The organism is Actinomycetes bacterium (genome assembly GCA_022599915.1).
In the GTDB taxonomy this organism is placed as follows: domain Bacteria; phylum Actinomycetota; class Actinomycetes; order S36-B12.
Genome location: JAHZLH010000058.1, coordinates 1 through 2,918, shown reverse-complemented (window position 1 = coordinate 2,918; position 2,918 = coordinate 1). Strand labels below are relative to the sequence as shown.

At 57.3% G+C, this 2,918-nt stretch carries 3 protein-coding genes; 1 reads left to right on the top strand and 2 read right to left on the bottom strand.

Annotated features, from left to right (window positions below; all coding sequences use genetic code 11):
* The coding region (locus K0U62_09645) for an NADP-dependent oxidoreductase (GenBank protein ID MCH9801777.1) at window positions 1-561 on the top strand (561 nt) is incomplete at its 5' end.
* A 52-nt stretch (window positions 562-613) separates the two neighbouring features.
* Here the strand turns inward: K0U62_09645 and K0U62_09640 are convergent.
* Entirely contained in the window at window positions 614-1,834 is a 1,221-nt protein-coding gene (locus tag K0U62_09640) for a type II secretion system F family protein (GenBank protein MCH9801776.1), read from the bottom strand.
* A 6-nt stretch (window positions 1,835-1,840) separates the two neighbouring features.
* The gene (locus K0U62_09635) at window positions 1,841-2,902 is read right to left on the bottom strand and encodes a type IV pilus twitching motility protein PilT (protein ID MCH9801775.1); all 1,062 of its coding nucleotides are present in this window, start codon (window positions 2,900-2,902) and stop codon (window positions 1,841-1,843) included.
* Window positions 2,903-2,918: the final 16 nt, after the last annotated feature.

Genomic DNA, 2,918 nt, shown 5'->3' with positions numbered 1-2,918 from the left:
TCGGTCTTCGTCACGGGCGCGGGCGGGGCCGTCGGCAGCATGGCCGGCCAGTTCGCCCGGCTTCTGGGAGCCAGCAAGGTGGTCGGCAGTGCCGGAGGCGAGGAGAAGTGCGCCTGGTTGAAGGACGAGTGCGGTTTCGATGAGGTGATCGACTACCGCACGGCAGATGTCCGCGCGGGCCTCGGTGAGGCATTCCCGGACGGAATCGACCTGTTCTTCGACAATGTCGGCGGCGAAACCCTAAATGCAGTTCTGGGTCAGATTCGCGACCACGCCCGCATCGTGATGTGTGGCGCTATCTCAAACTACGACAGTAAGGAACTGCAGCCCGGGCCGGCCAACATCATTAACGCGATCTCCCGAAGGGCACTGCTCCAGGGGTTTATCGTTCTTGATCACTTCGACCGGGCCCAGGAGGCCTCCCAGGAAATGGCCCAGTGGTTGCTTGCTGGCCGCTTGCAGTCTCGAGTCGATGTCACCGAAGGTCTAGAGCATGCCCCTGATGCGCTGATTGGGCTCTTTACCGGCGCCAATATTGGGAAAACATTAGTCGCGGTGTAGCCAGGGCCGACCGGCCACTCCAGTGAGCAAGATCCACCGCCGGACAGCTGCCCTACTGGACGAGTTCGAACACACTGAAGATCGGCATGTACAGCGCAATGATCATGGCACCAATCAGACCACCGACCACCGCGATCATGATCGGCTCAATCAGCGATGTCAGCGCCTCAGTGGTTGCTTCCACTTCTTGGTCGTAGAACTCGGCGATCTTGAAGAGCATCGCGTCCAGTGAGCCGGTGTCCTCCCCGACAGACATCATCTGCACCACCATGGCCGGGAAGACTGGATGTTGCAGTAGGGGTCGCGCCAGCGGCTCACCGGATCGTACCGAATCCTCTACGTCTCGGGTCGCGCGAGCAATCACGACATTGCCCGAGGTGTCCGCGACGATATCGAGCGCCTGCAAGATCGGAACGCCAGCATGAATCATCGAACCCAGGTTCCGAGTAAAGCGAGTAAGAGCGATCTTTTGGAACAGGTCGCCGAACACTGGGAGTTTCAGTTTGATCGGGTCCACCACGTTACGGACCCTTTCATGGTTCTTGAACTTGCCCCACAGAATGCCGGCCACGATCAGCAGTACCAGGATCAGCGGCGCTGTCACTTTCAAAATGCCCGAAAGAATGACCAAGATTCGAGTCGGCAGCGGTAGTTCGCCACCCAATCCGGCGAATAAATCCTCAAAGACCGGCACGATGAACAACAGCATGCCGGTGAGCGCCAAAAGCGCGAAGACAAACACCACGACCGGATAGGTCATGGCTGACTTGACCTTTTGCCGCAGTTTCACCTCGGCCTCAAAGGTTTCCGCGATTTGCAACAACGTTTGGTCGAGGAACCCGCCAACCTCGCCGGCGCGGATCATATTAATCATCAGCGGCGGGAAAACATTTTCATGTTGCGAGAGAGCGCCCGAAAGTGAACTGCCGGATTCAACATCGGCACGAACCTCGCCAATCACCTCAGCAAGTTTCTTATTTTCGGTCTGCTCTTCCAGGATTGACAGCGCCCGCAGCAACGTCAGCCCAGAGTTGATCATCGTGGCGAACTGGCGACAAAGAATAGCGACATCTTTGAGTTTGATCTTCTCGCCCAAGCCGGGGATCTTGATCTCTCGGTTCAGGCCACTGCCCGCTTCGTTGATCGAAATGGGCGCATAACCCATGTCCTTCAACTTGTTGGCTACCGCAGCGGGCGATTCAGCGTCAATCTTCCCTTTAACAACTTTCCCAGCGCGATCGCGCACTTGGTAGTCATACGTTGCGGTAGCCATCTAGGGTCACCCCCTGCCACATAGCCGGTTGAAGTCTTCGAGGTGGTGACACTTTTCTACACCCGTCTCGTAACTGATCTTGCCACTTTGCACTAACTGCGCCAAGTGTTGATCCATGGTGTGCATGCCGTGTTTCGCACCCGCCTGCATGGCTGAGTAGATCTGATGGGTTTTTCCTTCTCGGATCAAGTTCCGAACCGCAGGAGTGACTACGAGAACCTCGGTGGCCACCGCACGCCCTTTCCCGTCCCGGGTTTTGCACAGCGTCTGACAGACCACGCCCTGCAGTGAACCGGCCAACTGCTGGCGGACCTGCTGTTGCTGATGAGGCGGGAACACGTCAATCATGCGGTCAATAGTCTGCGCGGCGTCTTGCGTATGAAGCGTGGCAAAGACGAGGTGGCCAGTTTCGGCTGCGGTGAGGGCTACCTGAATCGTCTCCAAGTCCCGCATCTCACCAACCAGGATGATGTCTGGGTCTTGCCGCAGGACATGTTTCAACGCATTGCCAAATGACCAAGTATCGGCACCGACCTCACGCTGATTGACCAGACACTTCTTGTGCTTGTGCAGGAACTCAATCGGGTCTTCGACGGTCATGATGTGCTCATCGCGAGTCTCATTGGCGAAGTCGATCAGCGAGGCCAGTGTGGTTGACTTGCCGGAACCGGTGGGCCCCGTCACCAACACGAATCCTCGTGGCTTCGCGGCAAATTCACGAACTGCTGGTGGAATACCCAACTCTTCCAGCGGCTTGATCTCAAATGGGATGGCGCGGAAGGCGGCACCCAGTGCTTCTCGCTGCTTGTACAGATTCACACGAAAACGCCCGCGACCAGGCAACGTGTAGGAGAAGTCAAGTTCCAGATTTTCTTCAAAGGTCTCGCGCTGGCCCTGAGTTAGCGCGGCATACATCACTCGCTGCACCATGCCGGAGTCCAACTCCGGAAACTCTTCAAGTTCCCGCAAGCCACCGCGAACTCGGATCATCGGCCGCGTACCGATGGTGAGATGCAGATCCGAAGCACCCGCATCCATCATGGCGTCCAACACCTCTGGCAGCGAGATGTCGTGCTCTTCAGTC

Coding starts and splice junctions, on each gene's coding strand:
- K0U62_09640 (MCH9801776.1), bottom strand. CDS start 1,834: ATGGCTACCGCAACGTATGACTACCAAGTGCGCGATCGCGCTGGGAAA.